This window comes from Sellimonas intestinalis (assembly GCF_001280875.1).
Lineage (GTDB): Bacteria > Bacillota > Clostridia > Lachnospirales > Lachnospiraceae > Sellimonas > Sellimonas intestinalis.
On record NZ_LGAJ01000020.1, the window covers coordinates 25,901 to 44,170 of the forward strand.

The 18,270-nt window shown below is 47.4% G+C and carries 19 protein-coding genes; all 19 read right to left on the reverse strand.

The genetic code is table 11. From position 1 onward, the window contains the following. Entirely contained in the window at positions 1-2,415 is a 2,415-nt protein-coding gene (locus tag AOA56_RS14610) for a U32 family peptidase (RefSeq protein WP_053769975.1), read from the reverse strand. Positions 2,416-2,464: 49 nt separating this feature from the next. Further along, positions 2,465-2,878 carry a cell division protein ZapA gene (locus AOA56_RS14615; protein WP_024732351.1) on the reverse strand — a complete coding sequence of 138 codons (414 nt, stop codon included), beginning with the start codon at positions 2,876-2,878 and terminating at the stop codon, positions 2,465-2,467. A gap of 133 nt (positions 2,879-3,011) precedes the next feature. Continuing rightward, positions 3,012-4,016 carry a Holliday junction branch migration DNA helicase RuvB gene (ruvB, locus tag AOA56_RS14620; RefSeq protein WP_024732350.1) on the reverse strand — a complete coding sequence of 335 codons (1,005 nt, stop codon included), beginning with the start codon at positions 4,014-4,016 and terminating at the stop codon, positions 3,012-3,014. Between the two features lie 86 nt (positions 4,017-4,102). Next, a complete protein-coding gene (gene ruvA / locus AOA56_RS14625) occupies positions 4,103-4,717 on the reverse strand; it encodes a Holliday junction branch migration protein RuvA (RefSeq protein ID WP_024732349.1) in 615 nt (204 codons plus the stop codon). Positions 4,718-4,735: 18 nt separating this feature from the next. Further along, positions 4,736-5,236, reverse strand: coding sequence for a Gx transporter family protein (locus AOA56_RS14630; protein WP_024732348.1), 501 nt, complete (start codon positions 5,234-5,236; stop codon positions 4,736-4,738). A 12-nt stretch (positions 5,237-5,248) separates the two neighbouring features. Further along, positions 5,249-5,608, reverse strand: a complete 360-nt coding sequence (locus tag AOA56_RS14635) for a NusG domain II-containing protein (RefSeq protein WP_024732347.1) — start codon at positions 5,606-5,608, stop codon at positions 5,249-5,251. Positions 5,609-5,742: 134 nt separating this feature from the next. Next, positions 5,743-6,195: a hypothetical protein gene (locus AOA56_RS14640; RefSeq protein ID WP_024732346.1), complete on the reverse strand. Its 453-nt coding sequence runs from the start codon at positions 6,193-6,195 to the stop codon at positions 5,743-5,745. A 94-nt stretch (positions 6,196-6,289) separates the two neighbouring features. Next, on the reverse strand, positions 6,290-6,754 hold the full coding sequence (locus tag AOA56_RS14645) for a DUF2752 domain-containing protein (RefSeq protein WP_048621625.1): 465 nt from the start codon (positions 6,752-6,754) through the stop codon (positions 6,290-6,292). 37 nt (positions 6,755-6,791) lie between these two features. After that, positions 6,792-7,577 (reverse strand): RnfABCDGE type electron transport complex subunit B, encoded by a 786-nt coding sequence (locus tag AOA56_RS14650; RefSeq protein ID WP_024732344.1) that lies wholly within the window; start codon positions 7,575-7,577, stop codon positions 6,792-6,794. Between the two features lie 15 nt (positions 7,578-7,592). Then, positions 7,593-8,168 (reverse strand): electron transport complex subunit RsxA, encoded by a 576-nt coding sequence (gene rsxA, locus AOA56_RS14655; protein WP_024732343.1) that lies wholly within the window; start codon positions 8,166-8,168, stop codon positions 7,593-7,595. Positions 8,169-8,180: 12 nt separating this feature from the next. Then, positions 8,181-8,882 carry an electron transport complex subunit RsxE gene (gene rsxE, locus AOA56_RS14660; RefSeq protein WP_024732342.1) on the reverse strand — a complete coding sequence of 234 codons (702 nt, stop codon included), beginning with the start codon at positions 8,880-8,882 and terminating at the stop codon, positions 8,181-8,183. Then, positions 8,875-9,483 carry an RnfABCDGE type electron transport complex subunit G gene (locus tag AOA56_RS14665; protein WP_024732341.1) on the reverse strand — a complete coding sequence of 203 codons (609 nt, stop codon included), beginning with the start codon at positions 9,481-9,483 and terminating at the stop codon, positions 8,875-8,877. The genes rsxE and AOA56_RS14665 overlap by 8 nt, the downstream gene beginning before the upstream one ends. After that, on the reverse strand, positions 9,483-10,424 hold the full coding sequence (locus AOA56_RS14670; RefSeq protein WP_024732340.1) for an RnfABCDGE type electron transport complex subunit D: 942 nt from the start codon (positions 10,422-10,424) through the stop codon (positions 9,483-9,485). The genes AOA56_RS14665 and AOA56_RS14670 overlap by 1 nt, the downstream gene beginning before the upstream one ends. A 19-nt stretch (positions 10,425-10,443) precedes the next feature. Then, positions 10,444-11,763 carry an electron transport complex subunit RsxC gene (gene rsxC / locus AOA56_RS14675; protein WP_053769976.1) on the reverse strand — a complete coding sequence of 440 codons (1,320 nt, stop codon included), beginning with the start codon at positions 11,761-11,763 and terminating at the stop codon, positions 10,444-10,446. A gap of 119 nt (positions 11,764-11,882) precedes the next feature. Continuing rightward, positions 11,883-12,974: a 30S ribosomal protein S1 gene (gene rpsA / locus AOA56_RS14680; RefSeq protein ID WP_024732338.1), complete on the reverse strand. Its 1,092-nt coding sequence runs from the start codon at positions 12,972-12,974 to the stop codon at positions 11,883-11,885. Continuing rightward, the gene (gene ispH / locus AOA56_RS14685; RefSeq protein WP_024732337.1) at positions 12,955-13,863 is read right to left on the reverse strand and encodes a 4-hydroxy-3-methylbut-2-enyl diphosphate reductase; all 909 of its coding nucleotides are present in this window, start codon (positions 13,861-13,863) and stop codon (positions 12,955-12,957) included. The genes rpsA and ispH overlap by 20 nt, the downstream gene beginning before the upstream one ends. 25 nt (positions 13,864-13,888) lie before the next feature. Beyond that, positions 13,889-14,365, reverse strand: coding sequence for a VanZ family protein (locus AOA56_RS14690; RefSeq protein WP_082350045.1), 477 nt, complete (start codon positions 14,363-14,365; stop codon positions 13,889-13,891). 433 nt (positions 14,366-14,798) lie between these two features. After that, on the reverse strand, positions 14,799-14,987 hold the full coding sequence (locus AOA56_RS14695; protein ID WP_024732335.1) for a hypothetical protein: 189 nt from the start codon (positions 14,985-14,987) through the stop codon (positions 14,799-14,801). A 34-nt stretch (positions 14,988-15,021) separates the two neighbouring features. After that, a partial coding sequence (locus AOA56_RS14700; protein WP_156316944.1) for a DUF7507 domain-containing protein occupies positions 15,022-18,270 on the reverse strand: 3,249 nt, incomplete at its 5' end.

An 18,270-nucleotide genomic window follows, 5' to 3' on the forward strand; every position in this document is an offset into this window, starting at 1 on the left:
CTACTTTATTCCCCTTTTATAGTGTCCTCTTGTAAAATCAGCAAATACCTCTGCTGCCGTAAGAGTTTTCTGTCCCCTCCAGAATGCATCTGCGTAAATCCGGATCACCCTTTTTGTCTCTTCTGTATCCTCTATCGTAAAATGAAGCCGGATCTCGTGAATTCCCATCTCTTCGATCTCCCCTATCTGTTCCAACAAAACAAGCGGCGCCGTATTATAGATAATATTATAACATGTATCACAATAATTTTTTACATAAAATGTCTTCTGATAGCGGTCTTTGAGTCTCGTGATGCTCTCTTTACCATCACAGCGTCCGATGGACTTTTTTACACACCCCGCACTGATCATCATCGGTGCGTAGCCATATACCACCATCTCCGATGCCGGGGTACATATCTCACGAATCTCCTGACTATTTAACTCTAATGATATTGTTGTACCATTTATCCCCGCCTTTTTCAAGAATTCTACTGCTTTTTTGTTCAATGTATACAAATGATGGTCCGCACGAACCGTGTTTTTCCAGCCTTTTTTTTGCAAATATGCCAAAGACTCCACGTTTCTTACAAGAGCCCCCTTCCACGGAACCTCACAAATTGCCTTCCATCTGCTGTCAAGCAGGCGCTTCGCCCGCTCGCGGAAAATGTGCGGCAAAACAATGTACCACGGAATCTTACTCTCTTCATAGAGCCTTTGGATCTCTTCTCTTTCCTCCTGATTGGAACACATAGCAGCCGCCAGATGGCTTTCTACATAAATTCGCCTCACATCTTCGGATCGTGCGGCCACCCGGAGCTGGTTTTTCGTCTCCACCAGTACAGAAAGCACGTTTTTTTGTCCCTCCCTGGAGATCAAAGACTCACCTTGAATCTCTTCCTGTTCTACCATCGGTACCCTCTTGCACGACCGTTTATACTGTTTCAGAATTTCTTCCTCAAGACGCTCGGCAGCCGTTCTCCGCAGCTCATTGACTACCTGCATTGGAATAAAAATACCGTCCTCCATCTCCATCTCCAGAGACTCGATCTGAAACGGCGTATTCCCCATCTTCCGAAGCTGTCTTTCCACTCTTGCCCGGTCTACCGCCTGCTTCTTTGCAGCTTGCGGAGAACTTCCTTCTACACGTACCGAAAATGAACCGCTTTTCAATATCAGTTTGGATGGCTCGTCCATACAGAACATTGCTTTTGCCTGAACCGGACGTCGGACCTCGGCCGTCCGGATCCGCTCCTGAATCTCTTGGATCAATCGTTCATTCCGTACTCTTGCCAGAATCGTGCGTGGCCGGACTGTAGTTCCTTTTGCCACAAGGAGCTGAAACTGCCCGCCCTTTTTTACATCCTGTCCAAGGGTGACATTTTCCTTTGGAGAGATTTCCAGCACGTCCCCTTTCTGGAGCGGTACAAGTGCCTTTGCAAGAAGGCTTCGGCCTTTCTGACGCTCCACGCAGGCAGAGTGGATCCCGGCATGGTTCGACCTGTCCGGCGTCAGCATCTCCGGCCCGTTCTGTACATGATAATATCCCCGGCAGCTACCGCCCCGGTTGTAAAGATCCATCAGGCGCTGCTTATCCTCCTCAGATACCTGGTATCCGGCTCTTCCCTTTTTCAGATAAAGATCCGTATACTTCCGATACACCCGTACCGTCTCTGAAACGTATTCCGGCTTCTTCATCCTGCCCTCGATCTTAAAGGAATCTACCCCTGCCTCGATGAGATCCGGAAGATCCTCCAATGCCATGATATCTTTGAGACTCAGGATACAGGAAGGCTTTTTTTGCCCTTCTGCCTGATATTTCAGACGGCACGGCTGAGCACACTGTCCCCGGTTCCCACTACGTCCTCCCAGCATACTGCTAAAAAGACACTGCCCGGAATAGGAGTAACAAAGCGCCCCTTGGACAAAACACTCTATTTCCAGTCCCGTTTCCTCTTTCATCTTTCTAATTTCCGCAAGGGAAAGCTCTCTGGCCGGAACAACCCGCTCCACGCCATATTGCTTTAAAAATCCGGCTCCTAATGCTCCCGCCACGGACATTTGCGTGCTTGCATGGATTGCAAGATCCGGAAACTGCTCCCGTATAAATGCAAGCGCCCCCAGATCCTGGACGAGAACCGCATCCAATCCATTTTCATAAAACGGCTTTAGAAACGAATACAGCCTTTCTTTCATCTCACGTTCCTTAATCAGAGTATTGACTGTCAGATACAGCTTTCTCCCGTACAGATGTGCCTCCCGGATGGCCCGGATCATCGTTTCCTCATCAAAATTGCCCGCATATGCCCTGGCTCCGAACAGATTACCGCCCGCGTACACCGCATCGGCTCCGGACCGGATCGCCGCCTCAAACGCCTCGTATGTCCCCGCCGGCGCCAGAATCTCCACTTCTCTTCTCTTTTTTCTATTCTCCATGACTCTTGATTCCTGCCTTACTTTGAAAAAAGGCTGTCCTTCGACAGCCCTAATTCTTTCGGTGATTTTTCATTTCCGTTTCCAACTGCACAATCTTCATCTGCAGTTCCTGGTTTTCCTCTTTCATCTTCTCCATTGCCCTGTCCGCATTTTCCAGCTTAATCTGTGCGGAGATCAATTCGTGCTTTAAGTCATACATCTCTTTATCTTTCGACTCCATATCAATTTCAAGAGACGTGCCCTGCTCTTTTGCTTTGAAATAATCGTCCGCAATGTTCAGTGCGAGAAGGATGCTTTTCGTGTCGCTGCTCTGCTTTTTATAGCTCTCGTTCTCACTACATTCTGCTATCTTGTGATTCAGATAGTTGGATACTTTCTGGAGATACTCCTCGCTCTCAAAACCACTCAGCGTAAATACCTTGCCATCAATGATAACTTCGGTATAATTTCTTGATGCTGCCATAGCCAGTGCCTCCTCCTTCTAAAACGAAGTCTCTGATAATTATTATAAACGATCCCGTCAGAAAAACCAACCTTTTTCTACGAGATTCGTAACGATTCCATCGCTGTCCTGCCGTACGGCCTGAATCGTTATTTTAACTGTCCCTAGAAAGTGAAAATCCCAGATGCTGGTAGGCAAACGAAGTAGCCACCCTTCCTTTTGGTGTTCTCTGCAAAAAACCGTTTTTTAAAAGGAAAGGCTCATAGACGTCCTCCAGCGTTCCGGAATCTTCCCCGATAGCCGCTGCCAACGTCTCAAGCCCCACCGGGCCGCCGCCAAACTTCTCGATCATCGTCATCAGAATCGTCCGGTCCGCATAATCCAGTCCGAAACGGTCCACCTCCAAAAGATCCAGGGCATAGACCGCCACCTCTTCTGTAATCACCCCGTCGTATTTCACCTGGGCAAAATCCCGCACCCGCTTCAAAAGACGGTTCGCAAGTCTGGGCGTCCCTCTGGAACGTCTTGCGATCTCCATCGCCCCTTTCGGATCAATCTCCACACCGAGCATCTGTGCCGAGCGCTGTACAATCGTTCGCAGCTCCTCCGTCGTATAAAATTCCAGCCGGTTCACCACACCAAAACGGTCTCGCAGAGGCGCGGTCAGCATCCCGGCTCTGGTCGTCGCTCCCACCAGCGTAAACTTCGGCAAATCCAGGCGGATCGACCTGGCTCCAGCTCCCTTGCCAATGACGATATCGATAGCATAGTCCTCCATCGCCGGGTAGAGCACTTCCTCCACCTGGCGGTTCAGCCTGTGGATCTCATCCACAAACAGGACGTCCCGTTCCTGTAAATTGTTCAGAATTGCCGCCATCTCCCCCGGCTTTTCGATGGCCGGACCGGACGTCACCTTCATATTAACTCCCAGCTCATTGGCGATAATACCCGCAAGAGTCGTCTTTCCAAGTCCCGGAGGCCCGTAAAAGAGCACATGGTCAAGCGCCTCTCCCCTGGCCTTAGCCGCCTCGATATAAATTTTCAGCGTCTCCTTCGCCTTTGTCTGTCCGATATAATCCTCCAGATACTGCGGACGCAGACTTCCCTCAATCTTCTGGTCTTCCTCCAAAGTTTCTGTTGTAATAATTCGTTTCTTCATTGTCTCATTGCCTTCCACAATCTCGTTTTCTGACCATATGGCCGAATCGTTACCATGTTCCGGTGACGATCTTTAAAGCCGTACCGCTAAAACAGCGACATCTGGCGGAGTGCCTTTTTAAGCACCTCCTCCACCGTACTGTCTCCGTCGATTTCGACGCTTCTGACTGCCTGGAATGCCTCAGTACTTCCATATCCAAGTGCCACCAAAGCTTCCACTGCTTCTCCCTGAATCTCTCCGGTTCCCGCCGACTTCTGCAAAAGCGTCTTTCCCTCCGGCTCATTTCCACCAGCCTCGGTAAGCTCCAGTTTGTCTTTCAGCTCCAGAATCAGCTTTTCTGCCGTCTTTTTCCCTATCCCCTGAGCTTTGGAAATAGCCTTTACATCTCCTGCCAACACAGCAAACCGAAGGTCATTGGGTGTCATCTGATTCAGGATATTCAGCCCGCCTTTCGGTCCGATCCCGCTGACACCGATAATCAGGCGAAAGACCTCCAGTCCGTCTCTGGTCAGAAACCCAAAAAGCTGCATTACATCCTCTTTCACATGTAGATATGTATTTATCTTCACTTCCTGACCCGTGGACGGAAGTCTTGCTATATCACTGCCGGACATAAAAATCCCATAGCCGACTCCCCCAACGTCAATTACCACCTGGTCTTCTCTCACATCCGCAAGCTCCCCACGAATATATGAAATCATGTCATTTCCTCCATCCTGTTAAAATTGCAGTGACCGGATTCTTTTGAGCATCTCACCGGCCGCTAACCCGATGACAAATCCGGTCAAAAGTCCGGAGATCAGCAGTACAGGCAAATACGAAAAGACACCATATGTCTCCACCATCAACGCCGCCGCCAAAAGCTGCCCTATATTGTGGAATACCCCTCCCGCAATGCTCACGCCCAGAATACTGACGGAACGGATCCGTTTCATCCCCCACATAACCGTCAAACTGAGAATACCTCCTGCCAGACTGTAAAGAATACTCATCAGATTACCAAACAGAAATCCGGTCAGAACAACACGCACTCCAGAAAGCAAGTACACCTCTCCCACAGGCATCCGGTAAAGGGCAATCACAATGACCAGATTGGCAAGCCCAAGCTTCACCCCCGGAATCCCGATCTGAAATGGGATTAGGGTCTCAATATAACTGAAAATCAATGCAAGCGCCACAAAAACTCCAAATGACGCCAGCCTTGCTCCTTTTCTCTCCACGTTTCACCTCATCTACTGTACTACTGCATCCACATCCGTATCCTCCCCTTCTTCGATCGACACCACGATCTTGTAAGGCAGACAGATAATATTCTCTCCGTTTCGCGAAATCGCCTTGTGCCGGACACAAATCTGATCCGGACAGCGGGCTGTTTCCATCCGGGCGCTTCCATCTTCAATGCGAAGTGTATTCGTTCCGCCGTTTATCTCCACGGTTCGGTCTTTATCCAGGCGGTAACGCCCTTCTTCCTCCCCGTCCACATAAATGACAACAGCGCCGCCATCATGCCCGGAGAGGAACGTATATATTCCAAACGCCGATCCTGCCACAAGCAGAATCACAAGAACAAGTATGATATCCCCTTTTTTCATCGGCCCCTCCTTCTTCCGGTCTATTTTAGCACATCCTCCTCGGCACTGCAACCGTACGTTCGACTCCTGCGGCAGACAAACGAAAACGACGGTGCTGCTTTGAAAGACCGCTCCGCCGTTTTACTTTTATCATTTTAATATCCGTAATAATATCCTCCGGATGTCGTTCCGTAAGAAACGCTTCCGATCATGACAACAAGAATCAGGAACACAATCAGAAGTACAACCAGTACTGCCTCAATAATCAGAGCCGCACGGCAGAAATTTCTCCGGTGAAGATTTCCCTGTTTGGCAAAAGCCCAGTAACAATAGAGAATAATGCCCCCACAACATGGAATAAAGGCCGCCAAAAGTGTCAACAGCCAATCGCCCATCGTAAGCGGTGTACTGTCCCACTCTCCCTGTGATCCATGGTCCTGTGCCTGATATGGCGCTCCTTCTCTACGATACTCACCATAAGAATACGAAGTATCCTCCCTTGATCCCCTCTCTCCTGGTTCTGATTCATGGAACGGTGTCTCCGGCGCCACGCTGTTTTCCTTCATCCCATGATCTGTATTCTCAAGTTGATTTTTATTTTCTTCCATGACTTTGACTTCCCCTTTCGCTCGCTTTATTTTATCACGCTTTTTTTATCAACACAATATGTCGCGCCCCGATTTCACAGAATATACATCCTCTCTACCTATTCAGCACTTGAAACGCCTGAGCAATCCGGCTCAGAAGATTCCCCGGATAATAGCTCATCGGCGGTTCTCCCGGAAAGTAACGGATCATCCTGTAGATATAAAACACAAACATTCCTGCCAAAAGAAAGATCAGCCATTTCTTTAAAGATCCCGTCTCTTTGTGCAGAATATATCTCCGGATCACAAAAACTGCCGTCAATAAACCAATTCCATAGATAAACGGATGCAGGTACCATGCCTGCAGAAACTCTCCCCTCAGAATAGAAAAGCCCGCCCTTGAAAGCCCACATCCCGGACAGGGAAATCCCGTAATCATAACAAACGGGCAGGAAGAGTAGAATATATTCCACGCAAGAAAAAAATAGATTCCCAGCACCAAGATGACATACCGGATACTCCAAAGATCCCTCCTGATCATCCTCATACTCTCTTTTATCCATTTCTTTCTGTCCATCATTCTCCTCTTCCTGCCCGCCTTTTCTCATCCTGTCTTCTTAACTGATGATCTTCTTCGGACATTTCTCCGCGCATTTTCCACAGTTCGTACATTTCTCCGGATCAATATGCGCCACATTATTTGTCACAGTTACCGCGTCAAACTCACAGACTCTTTCACACATCTTACATCCGATACAGCCGACAGAACATACGCTCATCACGTCTTTTCCCTTGTCGAGAGAGCTGCACTGTACAAGATGCTTCTGATCATACGGTACAAGTTCAATCAGATGTCTTGGGCACGCCGCCACACATTTTCCACAAGCTTTACATGCATCCTTGTCAACCACCGCAATCCCATCCTGGATATGAATCGCGTCAAACGGACATGCCGCCACGCAGCTTCCCTCTCCGAGACATCCGAATGTACATGCCTTCGGTCCTCCGTTCTGCATCATATTCACCATGACACAGTCCTTCGTACCTGTATATTTATAGTTTTCTTTTGCCTTTTCACATGTACCCGCACATTTTACAAATGCGGTCATGTGAACAGTCTCACCGGCTTCCTGTCCCATGATTGCTCCTACCTTTGCGGCAACCGGAGCTCCTCCTACCGGACAGGCGTTGACCGGAGCTTCTCCCTTCACAATCGCCGCCGCAAGACCCGAGCAGCCCGCATATCCACAGCCTCCACAGTTGTTGCCCGGAAGCACGCCTGTGATAGCCTCTTCTCTCTCATCTACTTCCACTGCGAACTGCTTTTGCGATACTCCAAGGAAGACACCGATAAACAAACCTACACCACCGACAATCGCGGCGGCAACGAGTATACCTGTCATATTCCATTTCCTCCCTTAAATCAAACCTGAAAATCCAAAAAACGCAATGGACATCAGCGCCGCTGTAAGCAGAACAATCGGTGTTCCCCGGAAAGATTCCGGCACATCATTGTGCTCTGTCTTTTCCCGGATTCCCGCCATAATAACGATGGCGATCGTAAAGCCAACCGCTGTCGCAAAGCCGTTCACCACGCTGCTCAGAATATTGTACTCATACTGCACATTATTCAACGCCACACCAAGTACGGCACAGTTTGTCGTAATCAACGGAAGATACACGCCGAGGGCCTGGTACAGTCCCTGCATCGTCTTCTTTAAGAACATCTCTACAAACTGCACCAGGGCAGCAATCACGAGAATGAACACGATCGTCTGCAAATATTCGACATGAAACGGCTGCAAAATAAATTCATAAATCAAACTCGTGCAAAAAGAAGCGATTGTGATGACAAAAATAACCGCTCCACCCATACCGGCCGCTGTCTCAATCTTCTTAGATACTCCAAGGAACGGGCAGATTCCAAGGAACTGGCTCAGCACGACATTATTGACAAGCGCAGAGCCAACGGCAATGATAAATAATTCTTTCATCTGTTCCCCCTCCTATTCCTTGTCCTGTCCGGATGAAAGGGAAGAAGCACATCCACCGCAGGAAGCACATCCGCCTTCCGCACAGCCACCTTGAGGCTTTACGACTTTCTTGCCCTTTTTTTCCATGTGATTCATAATCTTGTTTCTCGCCGCCACCAGCATGGACAACACGATAAACGCACCCGGCGCCAAAATAAAGATCGTAATCGGCTCGTAAGAAGACGGCATGATCTGAATACCAAACACTTGCCCAGCTCCAAGCAGCTCTCTTACGATACCAATACAGGTAAGTCCAAAGGTAAATCCAAGTCCCATTCCAAGTCCGTCAAACAAAGACGGAAGGATCGGATTCTTAGAAGCGTAACTCTCCGCACGCCCAAGGATGATACAGTTTACAACAATCAGCGGAATGTAAAGCCCAAGCGAATCATAAAGGCTCGGTACAAACCCTTGTAGAAGAAACTGAACAATCGTTACGAAAGAAGCAACCACTACAATAAATGCCGGAATTCGAACCGAATCCGGAATGATTTTCCGAAGCGCGGAAATCATAATATTGGATAAAACAAGCACCACCGTTGTGGAAAGTCCCATCCCGATTCCGTTGATGGCGGATGTCGTGACCGCAAGCGTCGGACACATGCCAAGCATCATAACAAACGTCGGATTCTCTTTGATAATTCCATTATATAAGCGTTCCACACATCTATTCATCTGCACTGCCTCCTAATACATTCTGAAAATATCCAAGAGACGAGTTCACAGCTCCTGTCACGGCCCTGCTTGTGATAGTAGCGCCGCTGATCGCATCGATCTCTTCGCCCTCTCCTCCATCTTTAGAGACGTAAAAGTGATCTGTCTGTTTGCCGGAATACTGCTCGTAAAAATCCGGTTCCGCCGCCTTCATACCAAGACCTGCGGTCTCACTGATGGAAAGGATCGCAATCCCGCTGACAGTTCCATCGCTTTGAATACCGACAGACACCTGGATATCCCCTCCGTATCCGTTCGGGTCAGTGGATGTGATAACATATCCAATCGTTTCGCCGCCCTGTATTGCTTCTACTGCCTCATCAATGACAGCGCCGTCGTCCACACCTGCTGACGCCACCGCATCCGCAGCTTCCTGGGCATCCACTTTTAACACTTCAAAAGCATCCGCATCTTCAAATACCTGCTGATACGCCTCCTGCTTCGCCTCTTCCTGTGCCTTTGCGATCGGCTCCTTTGTAATCTGATAGACGCCGCCTAACGCCACGCCGGAAACCAGTGTGATGATTGTCAGAATCACCGTATTTTTCAAAATCTTGTTCATTATTTCTCTCCTCCTTTACCAAATGGTTTTGGAAGAGTAACCTTCTCAATCAGCGGAACGAGAATGTTGCCGATAATAATCGCGTAGGATACTCCTTCCGCGGATCCCCCATAAAGGCGGAACAGTCCGGTCAGGACACCAAGAAGGATACCATAAACGATCTGCCCTTTCTTAGTAATCGGGCTTGTGACATAATCAGTCGCCATAAACCAGGCGCCGAGCATAATTCCACCGCCGCACAGATGAGCGGTAATAAAGCTCCAATCAAAACCATGACCACCGAAAATCGTGATAAATACCACAAAGCTTACTAAGTAACTGCCCGGAATTCTAAGATCAATAATTCCCTTTAAAAGCAGGATAATTGCACCGATCATAATTGCGATCACGGAAGTTTCCCCGATCGTTCCCGGAATCTGCCCAATAAACATTTTCATAGTATCTACATTCGCAATCGAACCATCCGCGCGCATCGTAGCCAGAGGAGTCGCCCCAGCCACACCATCGTATGTAAAAGAGGTCATTCTCCCGGTAAAGGAAATCAAAAGAAAGCATCTTGCCGCAAGGGCCGGGTTCATAAAATTCTGTCCCAGACCTCCAAAAAGCTGTTTTACGATCAGAATTGCGAACACTGCTCCCAAAACGCCCATCCACCATGGGGCAGAAGGCGGAAGATTGAGCGCCAGCAAAAGCCCCGTCACTGCGGCACTCATATCCTGAATCGTCACCTTTTTATGCATCAGTTTTTCGTAAACAAACTCCGTCAGCACAGCCGCTGCCACTGTCACGATCACCAAAATCCACGCATTTTGATCCCGGAAATTCCAAATTCCAAAAAGCGTCGCAGGCAGAAGCGCAATCACAACCCACAGCATGATATTTCCTGTGGAGTCCTTGGCCCGGATATGCGGAGATGCCGAAATATTAAACTGCTCGTTCACTTTGTCCACCTCTCACTTTCTACTTTTTCTTCCTGTTTGCAAGAACGGTTTTTCTCATGGAACTGATCGCCTGCTTAAGCTGCCGCTTCGCCGGACAGACATAACTACAGGAACCACACTCCATACATTCTACACCGAACTCTTTCTCAAATGCCGCCTCATCATGGCGCTCTGCGTAATCCGCAAGCCTGGACGGAATCAGGCGGCTTGGGCATGCCTCAATGCACCGGCCGCAGTTAATACATGCGGATGGTTCGTACTTTGCCACCTCGTCTTTTGTCATACACAGAATCGAGGAAGAAGTCTTTGTAACAGGGACATCCAGTGTAAACATGGCAAATCCCATCATCGGACCGCCGGAAACAATCTTCTCCGGAGTACCCTGAAATCCTCCCGCCATATTGACCAGCTCCTGCTGGTTCATGCCAAGCGGAACTTTGAAATTCCCCGGATTCGTGATTCCATCTCCGCTGACCGTTACCACACGGTCGATGCACGGTCTGCCGTTGACAACCGCATCGTAAATGTGGATGATCGTCTCCACATTGTCCACTACGCACCCAACATCGGCTGGAAGCATGGAAGAATTGATCGCTCTTTTCGTCACCGCATAGATTAACTGGCGCTCACCGCCCTGCGGATATTTGGTCATCAGCTTGGCTACTTCCATACGCGGCTCACCGCTCGTCAGTTTTTCCAGCTTCTCAATACAATCAGGCTTATTATCTTCCACCGCAAAGATCCCCTTCGCATTGTCAAAGAGCTTCAGAATGACACGCATACCTTCTACAAGATCCTCCGGGTTTTCCATCATTCTGCGATAATCCGCCGTAATATAAGGCTCACACTCCGCACAGTTTGCGATGACATATTCAATCTTTTCCGGTTCCTTCGGTGAAAGTTTCACTCTCGTTGGGAATCCTGCTCCGCCCATTCCGACAATCCCTGCCTCAGCGATTAAATTCAGAATCTCTTCCTTAGAAAGCATCTCCAATGGTCTGGTAGAAAGTCGCTCAGCCTCTGTATAGGCCCCATCATTCTCCACGATAATGGATGAAACCTTTCCCCCGGTCGGTGTAAAATACGGAGCAATCGCTTTTACCTTTCCGGAAACCGAGGAATACACCGGAGCAGAGACAAACCCTCCGGCCTCCGCAATTTTTTGTCCTTTCAGAACCTGATCTCCGACCTTGACAATCGGAGCCGCCGGCGCACCAATATGCTGAGAAAGCGGAAAGACCAGATCTCCTTCAGGCAGGACTTCGACAATCGCCTTATCCTTTGCCAGACTTTTTCCATCATTCGGATGAATACCACCCTTGAAAGTTAAAAGTCCCATCTTTTTTTCCTCCTCGTTCATTTTTTAACATATACTTAAACATGAAAAAATAGAGACTAAAGCGAATAGCCTCTATTTTTACAATGCAACATCTATACGCTCATCAAAACCGGCAAATATTACTCTGCCGCCGGAGTTTCCTCTTTCGTCTCCTCAGCAGCCGGCTCTAACGCTTTCATGCTCAGACTGATTTTCTTTTCTTCTTCGTTTAAGTCCACGATCTTTGCTGTGATTTCCTGTCCGACTTTCAGTACATCCGCCGGCTTCTCAACATGAGCTCTGGAAATCTGTGATACATGAAGGAGTGCGTCAACGCCAGGTACCAGCTCTACAAAAGCACCAAAATCTGTCATTCTGGCCACCTTACCTGTTACAATATTACCAACTGCGTAGTCCTCAGCCGCATGGAGCCAAGGATTTGTCTCCGGGAATTTCAAAGATAACGCAATCTTTGTATCATGCACATCTTTAACCAGTACTTTTACTGTATCTCCTACATGGAACAGCTTTTTCGGATTGTCGACACGTCCCCAGGACATCTCGGAAATATGAAGCAGACCATCTACTCCGCCAAGATCGACGAACGCACCGAAATCTGTAATATTTTTCACAATACCTTCCACAGTGTCTCCTGCATGAAGATTTGCAAAAAGCTCTTTCTGTTTCTCTGCTTTCTCAGCTACCAGTAGCTGTCTTCTGTCGCCAATGATACGGTTTCTTCTCGGATTGAACTCACTGATTACGAACTCAATCTCCTGTCCCTGATACTTGCTCAGGTCTTTCTCATATGTATCTGACACAAGACTTGCCGGAATGAACACTCTCGCCTCTTCTACAACAACGCTCAGTCCACCACCAAGAATCTGAGTAACCGGAGCCTTTAATACTTCTTTATTTTCGTAAGCTTCACGAAGTCTCTCATTTCCTTTTTCTGCGGCAAGTCTCTTGTAAGTAAGTAATACCTGTCCTTCTCCATCATTTACTTTTAAAACTTTCGCTGTCAAGGAATCTCCTACAGTTACCATGGTAGTCAGGTCTGCATTCGGCTCATTTGTATATTCACTTCTGGAAATAATTCCATCTGCCTTATATCCGATGTTCAGGATAATCTCATCCGGCTTTACATCGATGACTGTACCTTCTACAACCTCTCCATTGTGTATTGTTTTAAAAGATTCCTCTAACATTTGTTCAAAAGTTAAGTCTGACATTATTTTGAACCTCCTCAATTATATTATTGGGCGTGGATGCCCCTGCTGTAATACCTACTGCTTCCACGGACTTTAACTTTAATTGATTCATATTCAAATCGTCAAGAGTCTGTATGTAGTACGTATTTTCACATGCCTTCTTACATATTTCAAACAATTTCTGGGTATTGGAACTGTGTTTATCACCGATCACAATCATTGCGTCCACTTCGTTTGCAATATGCTCAGCCTCTGTTTGACGCTCTTTTGTGGCATTGCAGATTGTATTTAAAACACTTATATCATACCTCGTTTTCAAAAGAATTTCAACTAAATATTTGAATTTATTGTAATTAAATGTCGTCTGCGAGACAATACAGATTTTATTATCTGACTCATCATCTAATTCTGTATTCCCCAGGCAAAATTCCCTTGCATCTTTCTCATTTTCGATCACACAAGCCCGCTTTCCGGCCCATCCACGGATGCCGATCACCTCCGGATGATTCGGATCCCCGATGATAATAATGTACTTTCCTGCCTCGCTCTCCCGCTTTACAATGTTATGTATTTTCTTCACAAACGGGCAGGTCATATCGATATATTCCAAACCCTTTTCCCGGATCGTCTCGTAGATATGTTCTCCGACTCCATGAGAACGGATAATCACAATACCGTCTTCCAGGGTTTTCAGTTCCTCCTCTGTCCTGAGTACTTTCACTCCTCTTTTTTTCAGGTCCTTCACCACTTCTTCATTGTGAATGACCGGACCAAATGTATAAATATCCGGCACCTGCTCTTCCCCGGCGTCCAGGCGTTCCTCTCTCTTTTGTGCCTGCTCGTAAACCATATCTACGGCACGCTTCACCCCAAAACAGAATCCCGCGCTTTTTGCAAGCTTTATTTCCATTTTTGTTTCCTCATTTCTGATGTTTTTATTCCCTATTTCTACCTATAATAATAGCTGCAAGCGCTGAGGCAAACAGAATCCCCGTCAGCGCTCCCGCTGAATCAATCATTACGTCAGTCACCATGCATGCACGCCCTGGTACAAACAACTGATGAATCTCATCTGTTGCCGCATACATTGTACTGATCCCCCAGGCCGTCAAAATCATACGCTTTCTATTCCATTTTTTCTGATACTTGCATCTTACCAGAACCAGGATTCCGAGGACCGCATATTCTGTCGCATGTGCCGCTTTCCGAACCGGATAATTGATGGTCTCCGCAAACGCTTCCTGTTCCTCCTTTGTCCACTCGCCAAAATCTTTCATAAAAATCTGACCGATCATCCGGCCCACAAAAAGACTTTCCTTAGAAGATTCATCCGCAGGCTTTGCTGAAAACATAAAGATCACGACCATCCAGATCAGCACCATCGCTGTCCAAATTCTCTTTTTCTTCTCCACAGCCTCTTCCCCTTTATACGTTTCTCCGTGTATTATAACGGAAAAAGCAAGAGCACGTCAAGAGACTCTCAAAAAAGCCAGTGATCTGGACTTCAGAAAAATTCTCCATCAGTTCCGCAAACAGAAAGTGGTCCAACAGGATCATTTGTGTTTTTACTAACTGTCTTTGATAACCACTTCCTTGTGTGTTGATTCACTGTATGTTCTTACTTGGAATAATTCCCCGAATGGGGTGATCTTTCGGCAGACATCGCGGATCATGTCCGATAATGGATTGTAAGTATACGTCTGTCTTTTGCATATGTCAATAAAGAATGATAAAAGAAAGTTTTAAAAGCTCTGATAGTCTCAAAAAGAAATGTCCGAACTATTTGTCAAACTTTTTATAGATGAAGCGTGTTCCTATTGGAACACGCCCCACCCCTAAAATAAACTATTGATTTGCGTTTTCAGCCGCTGCTTTCTGCGCCATCTTGTCTGAGAGTTCGTCTTCAAACTCGTTTTCACGTCTTTTCTGTCTGATGACGTGTACTACAAAGACTGCGATGATTGCAATCAGTACAATCAGTGCCGGAATATCCCAGAAGCAGAAGCCTAACTTTGTGTGAACAAATTCATACATACTGTTTGCCTCCTTTTTGCAAGTACCTGTTTCCCTACACAGTTTCATCAAAATCTGCCAATTCTCTTCTCAGTTCAAAAATTCTTTCCTGACGTTTTTTCCGATCATGGGTGTAAATCAGTTCCACGATCAACGCCAATAAGAGAAGAATGAAATGGAGGATACAGCACTTATGGTCATCGTCTTTTTCGAGATCCATGTTTCCAAGCGGTGTGCTGTCTTCATCGATGGTTTCTGTTCCAGCATCACGTTCTACTTCATTTAAGTCGTAATCGTCTGTTGCCGTCTGTGGATCATCAACGACAACACCATCTGCGTAAACCCGCGCGGCCGGTGCAGCCGTCTGTGGCGTCACTGGAAGCGTCGGCGTCACAGTGGTTCCCGGATTTGCAGGTGTGACAGGAAGTGTCGGCGTTGTCGGTGTTGATGGTCTTGCAGGTGTCGTTGGAGTCGTTGGATTTGTTGGTTCAACTGGCTCTTCGCCACCATCCCCCGGAATAACCGGAATTGCAGAAAAGCTTGCTGTAAACGTCATGTCTCCAGTGACTTCATATTCTGCTGTCGGCGTTCCTGGACTCCATGTCAGAGAATTCTGCGCATAACCGACATTTGCTCTTGCCGTCGCGATCTGATCTTCTGTCAGGTAACCGGTTCCATCTTCTGCAGGCTGTCCGTTTCTCATAAGAGTAACAACTGCCGCGCTTCTGTCAACCGTACCATTCACTGCTTCAAATGTTACAACTGCCTGATATCTATCCGGTACATTGTCCGGTGTATCCGGGTTTTCAGGATCTGTTCCGATCTCATCTGCGTAATATACGAAAGTGATCGTTACATCACTGTCTTCTATTGTCACTTCCTGAGATGCCGGAGATACTGTATAACCTTCTACCGTTTCTGCAGTGATTTCTCTTTCTGTTCCAACCGGCTGATTTTCAATCGTATAGTCATCCGGCAATTCTGCCTCTCCTTCTTCACCATCCGCGAACTGATGCACTACGTTGATATCATAGACATCTGCTACTTCTGCCGGTACATCCGGTGTAACAGGGTCTTCGCCATCGCCTTTTCCTTCATCATCCGCAATTGCAGCATTGGTAATCGTGCTGCCACGGTCCTCTTTGAGAACCGTATACTCACAATGAATGATCGCGCTTTCGCCTGGTGCAAGAGAATCCAATGTCACATTTGCCCCATCGATTTCCCCGTCTGCTCCTTCTACGCCTGTGATCACAATGTCTCCGGCTGCCTGAAGCAGATCCGTTACACGAACATCATTCTGTGTTACGTTACCATTGTTAGCAACTGTAATTTCGTATTCGATGACGTCACCGATCTCATACTCGTCTTTTTCCTCAACAATGCTCTTGTCGACTGTAAGACTTGGATTTTCCGGATTGGTTTCATCTTCTGTTTCACCTGGAGTAATGACAGGCTCTTCCGGGCCTTCGGCTGTTGCGGTTGCCTCGTTGACAACGCTGCCGTTATGGATATCTTCTTCTGTCACGACATACTCTGCTTCAAATGTTTCGCTTGCGCCTGGTGCAAGTGTTTCAATGATCCACTCATCACCTGTCAGCTCATCTGTTACAATGACATTGTTCAAAGTTACATTTCCATCGTTGGCTGCAATGATCTCATACGTAATGGTATCACCAAGATCATAAGCACCGTCGTCTCCCGGATCGCTTGTTGTAGCCTTATGGATGGTCAGATGCGAATCTGCCGAATCCGTTGGAACGGTCTCTTCACCTTCCTGATCAACCGGATCTTCATCCGGATCAGTTCCCTCTGCTGTCGCTACGTTTGTAATAGATCCTGCCAGAATATCTTCTTCCGTTACAGTATAAGTAGCATGATATTCCTCACTCTCACCCGGAGTAAGACTGTCTAACTGCCACTCATCGCCTGTCAGTTCATCCTTCACAGTAATATCATTCACCGTAACATTTCCGTTGTTTGTAACCTTAATGACGTAATGAATTTCGTCACCAAGATTGTAAACGCCGTCTTCATCCGGCTGTGCCGTCTTTTCTACGAACAGACTTGGTTTTTCTGTCTCGGTAGGCTCTTCTTCTTCACCTGGATTTACCGGTACATCCGGTTTATCCGGATCCGGACTTGTTCCCTCTGCTGTCGCAGTGTTCACAACGCTTCCTGCAAGAATATCCGCTTCGGTTACTGTGTAAGAAGTATCAAATTCTTCGGATGCGCCTGGTGCAAGAGAAGCGATCTCCCACTCATCACCTGTCAGTTCATCCACTACTTTGACATTCGTCAAGGTCAGATTACCGTCATTTGTTGCAGTAATTTTATAGGTAATTGTCTCACCTAACGCATAGCTGCTTCCATTTGCCGGTTCACTCGTCGTTACTTTGTCGATGGTCAGGTGGCCTTTCGGTTCCTCGATCTCATCTACCTGATCGTCATCCTCGAATGGTGTATCTTCCTCACCACTGAAGGATGCAGTTACAGTATTAACAAATTCGCCTGCAAGAACGTCAGCTTCTGTGATGGTATAAGTTGCAGTTGTTTCAACGGTTTCACCCGGCTGTACCTCAGCAAATACTGTGTCTTTCAGGGTAACACCCGCAATTTCGTTTAGAGTAATGGTCTTCACTTCATCGTAGATGTTCGTTGCTGTCACCGTAAACGTAACAACATCGCCAGCTTTGTAGACGCCGCCTTCCGGTGTACCATGTGTCTTCTTCACAACATCCTCCGGATTAATCGGCTCTTCTTCGGAACCATCAGTAACGGTAAGTGTACCAACACGTTCTGTCACTGTGTAGTTATCTGACTTAGCAGAATACTCGTTGCCTTCTCCTGCCCAAGTCATAACATAGGAGTTCTCAGAAGTTCCAACTAATGTCTGGGAACCTGTTATTTCAAATCCATAGGTTTCGCCTTCTACGATTCCCTCTACCTCACCAGGTGCAGTAAGTGCAGAAGCATCATAGGTCTTTGATGCAGATTCTGTTGTGATAGTAACTGGTTTCTGTGTAACTGTTGCCTGCACGGTTGTTGTGATCGGGTCGTAGTTCGCTACGGTTACACGGATCTGTACCGCTGTACTGTCCGCTACGTCCGTTACCTGCGGCGTCTTGCCCCAGTCAGCCTCATCACTGAGCCGGTACTCTACCGTCATGTCTTCTGCCGCGATCTCTTCCCCATTCACTCCTGTGACTTTCACGCTGGTTACCGCATCGTGCGCTGCTCCGTCATACACTCCATTGTAACCTGTTGTCTCTGCTTCCGCAAACTTCAGGTCTTCTGCGTTCGT